Source organism: Halorubrum kocurii JCM 14978 (assembly GCF_000337355.1).
Lineage (GTDB): Archaea > Halobacteriota > Halobacteria > Halobacteriales > Haloferacaceae > Halorubrum > Halorubrum kocurii.
Map to the genome: position 1 here is coordinate 5,807 of NZ_AOJH01000024.1, position 3,557 is coordinate 9,363.

Annotated in this window: 4 protein-coding genes (1 of these 4 cut by a window edge); all 4 read right to left on the reverse strand. The window is 70.1% G+C overall.

Annotation, left to right across the window (positions count from 1 at the left end; genetic code table 11):
• Positions 1-1,407: the 5' portion of a flagella accessory protein C gene (locus C468_RS02745; RefSeq protein WP_008847348.1), read on the reverse strand. Its footprint begins 357 nt before the window's first position; 1,407 of the gene's 1,764 nt are visible here — the first part of the coding sequence; its start codon is at positions 1,405-1,407; the stop codon falls past the left edge of the window.
• A 135-nt stretch (positions 1,408-1,542) separates the two neighbouring features.
• Positions 1,543-2,061 carry a chemotaxis protein CheD gene (locus C468_RS02750; RefSeq protein WP_008847349.1) on the reverse strand — a complete coding sequence of 173 codons (519 nt, stop codon included), beginning with the start codon at positions 2,059-2,061 and terminating at the stop codon, positions 1,543-1,545.
• Positions 2,058-3,257: a chemotaxis protein CheC gene (locus tag C468_RS02755; RefSeq protein WP_008847350.1), complete on the reverse strand. Its 1,200-nt coding sequence runs from the start codon at positions 3,255-3,257 to the stop codon at positions 2,058-2,060. The genes C468_RS02750 and C468_RS02755 overlap by 4 nt, the downstream gene beginning before the upstream one ends.
• A partial coding sequence (locus tag C468_RS02760; RefSeq protein ID WP_008847351.1) for a response regulator occupies positions 3,257-3,557 on the reverse strand: 301 nt, incomplete at its 5' end. The genes C468_RS02755 and C468_RS02760, both read right to left, overlap by 1 nt.

Sequence of the window (3,557 nt, forward strand, 5' to 3'; positions counted from 1 at the left end):
GTGGTGTTCGCGGACCAGCCGGTCGGTCCCCGGCCGGTCGACGAGGTTGCGGTCGATCGTGCCGAACCCGGAGAGGAAGTCGCGCAGCCGCGCGGCCGCCTCGGGGCCGACCCACTCGATGCGCTCGTAGTAGTTGATCGCGCGCACCGCGTCGGTGACGTCGCTCTCGGAGACGAGGAACTCCAGCCACTCCATCACGAGGAGGTCCCCGACGTAATCGCCGGGCAGCTCCGTGAGGTACGGCTTGCCGCGGGTCCCCGAGAGGTCGTCCTCGCGGACGTACTCGAAGCCGCCGGCGTTCGCCTCGGCGGGGTCGCCGCCGGGCTGCTGGCCGCGCGACCGGTCGGGCTCGGGTTCCGGTTCGGGCTCGGGCTCGTGCCCGTTCGTCGCCGGGCCGTCCTCGACGGGCTCCTCGTCGAACGAGTCCATCCCCTCGTCGAACGCGTCGACCCCGTCGTCGGAGCCGTCGTCGAACGGGTCCGGCTCGTCGCCGAGGTCCTCCTCGAACGAGTCGCCTCCGTCGTCGAACGGGTCCTCGTCCGCGGGCGCGTCCGCGTCCGTTTCGGCGCCGTCCTCGTCGGCCCAGTCGGCCTCCCCGGCGTCGTACTCCTCTTTCAGCTCGCTGAAGCTCTTTCCATCGTCGTTCATGTCGTCTCCGTCGTCCGCCGCCGCGGTCTCGGACGCGGCGTCGGCGGGGTCGCCGTCGTCCGTGTGCTCGTCGTCCGGTTCCTCGTCCAGCTCGGCGAACTCGTCGTCGTCCTCGAAGTCGTCGTCGAGCAGGTCGTCGTCGAAGAACCCGTCGGCGTCCGCGTTCGCGACGTCCTCGTCGAGGTCGTCGTCGGCCGCGTCCTCCTCGTCGTCGTCGAAGAGGCCGAACGACCCCTCGCCGCCGCCGTCGACCCCGTCGAAGCCGCTGGAGTCGTCGACGAACGGGTTGATGCCGCGGGTGACCATCTCGTAGATGTCGAGGAGGTTCCGCACGTCCTCCTCGATGTCGTCGACGGCGGCCGAGATCTCCTCGTTCTCCGAGCGGACGGTCGAGACCGTCGACGAGAGCGAGGCGACCTCGTTTTCGAGGTCGTCGAGCCGCTTCTCCAGCTCGTCGGTGTTCGACCCACCGCCGCCGTCGTCGAAGTCGTCGTCCCACTCGTCCATCCCGTCGAAGTCGTCGAAGTCGTCGCCGCCGCCCATCCCGCCGCCCATCCCGCCGCCACCGCCCATCCCGCCGCCGCCGCCCATCCCTCCGCCGCCGAAGGGGTCGTCGTCGCCACCCATGCCTCCGGAATCGTCGTCGTCGGAGCCGTCATCGTCGAGGAACCTGTCGAGGACGCTCGCACCGACGAGCCCCAGCGTGGCGACTATCCATGCGGCCGTTGGAGCTCCCCACACCGGTAGTTCGAGGCCCATTACCGTGTACCACCCCCAGAACACACTTCAATTCACCCCTCAAAATATCAGCTGTGAGAAGACACGCGATGGCGGGGGGCGCCCCCGTCACGCGGTCCCGAAGCCCGGTCGTTCTCGACACGCTCTCGGTCGTTCTCAAAGCGTCCGTTCGAACCCGTCCGCCGCTCGCACGACTAACCGGCCGTCCGCTCTGAACCGGACGGTCCGACCGACGCCGTCGCCGACGGCGCGTTCGACCACCGGAATCCCCACCGCTTCGAGACACTGCTCGGCGCGCGCGACGTTCCGCGGGCCGACCGCGTCCGTGAGATCGAGCATCTCCGCGCCGCCGGCGACGCGCGCTTCGAGCCGGTCGGGAGACGCGCCCGCCGCGTCCAACTCCGTGATCAGCGTTTCGATCCCGGTGTCGACGTACTTTCCCGGCCGTTCCATCCCGGTGTCGGTTTCGCCACCTTTCGGCAGCATCGCGTGTAACAGCCCCCGAACCCCGGTCGACCGATCGACGAGGGCCACGGCGACGCACGACCCGAGGCCGCTCGTCGTCAGCGTCTCGCCGCCGGGCGTGACCGCCAGATCGCTGACGCCGACCTTGATCCGCCCCGCGTCGGGATCGCGAGAGAGCGCTCCCCCGCGAGACGACGGGTGGTGGCTCACGGCTCCGAGAGCCGGTCGAGCGCCCGCGCTAGTTCGCGCTCGTCCGGGAGCGCGTACACGTCGCACCGCGCCTGCACACCCTCCGTCCGGATCGCGGCGTCGATCACGAACCCGTAGTCCTGCCGCCGGCTCAGCTTGGCGACCAGCGGACTGATCGTGGCCGAGCCGATGTCGTGGACGAACTCCGGCGGCGAGTGGCTGATCGACGTCCCGAGCACGTTCGCCCACCCGTCGATGAACCCGCTCGTCATCACGTTGCCGAGCTCGCAGAGCGCGTTCTCCGCCATCCCGCCGAGCGGCTCGTCCGGTTCGGTCGGGAGCATCGAGGCCGCGATCTTCGCCGCGGACTCCTCCTCGAAGAGGATCGCGAGGTAGCCGCTCGGCTCTCCCTGCAGCTCGAAGACGGTCCCGGCGTGCGGCTCCACCCCGACTTCCGCGGGCACGTCGGCGAGGGGAACGAACCGCAGCCGGCTCACGTCGACGGTCGTCTCGAGGCCCGTCATCATCGCGATGTTGTCGGCGGCGTTCGCGGAGCCCCGCTTCGCCAGCGACGCGAACGTCGACAGCGACTCGTAGGGGACCGCGGTGCTGCCGGCGCCGTCGTTTCCCGCCTCGCCGTCTGCGCCCGGCGCCGCGGCCGGCGCGGTCTTGCCCACGATGAGGTCGCGGAACTGTCCGGAGTCTGGAAGCATATAGATCGAGAAGTCGAGGTCCGTCGTCGTCGCGTCCAGGCGGCTCTCGAAGAGGAACACGCCGTCGCCGGCGAGCGCCCCGTCGGGGAGGACGGCGGCGCCGTCGGCCTCGAAGTAGCGGGGCGGCGTCATGTCGATCGCCGTCCCCAGGTAGTTCGCCCAGCCGTCGAGGAAGCCGCCGAGCGCGATGTTCCCGACCTCGGTCACCGCGCTGCGCCCCATCGACGCCCCGCCCGGCAGGAGCGAGAGCAGGGCGTCGATGTTGGCCGCGTCGAACGCGAGCACCGCCTCGCCCTCCAGCCCGCCGCGGAGGCCGATGCTCACGCCGATCGACTCCCGGCCGGCGAACGCCTCGGCGAGGTCCTCGCCGCTGGCGACGCTGGCGCCCGTGACCTCGACGGAGAGGTCGGTGCCAGTCAGGTCGGTGAGCGCGCCGGCGGCCTGCCCGGCGCCTCGCTCTGCTAACCGGTTGCAGGCGCCGAGCGCTCGGACGTCGACGCGCATTATACCGCCGATCCGATGGCGTCGAGCACGTTCGGCTTCTGGAACGGCTTCGTGATGTACCCCTCGGCGCCGGCCTTGATGGCCGCCTTCATCTTCTCTTCCTGCCCGACGCTGGTGCACATGATCACCGTCGCTTCCGGGTTCTCCTCGAGGATCTCCGTCGTCGCCTCGATGCCGTCCCGGATCGGCATCACGATGTCCATCATCACGAGATCGGGCCCGTGCTCCTCGTACATATTGACCGCCTCCACGCCGTTTTCCGCCTCCCCGACGATCTCGAACTCGCCTTCGAGGATCTCT

What these genes read in the sequence shown, in the direction of transcription:
- C468_RS02755 (WP_008847350.1), bottom strand. Translation starts at nt 3,257, where the DNA reads ATGCGCGTCGACGTCCGAGCGCTCGGCGCCTGCAACCGGTTAGCAGAG.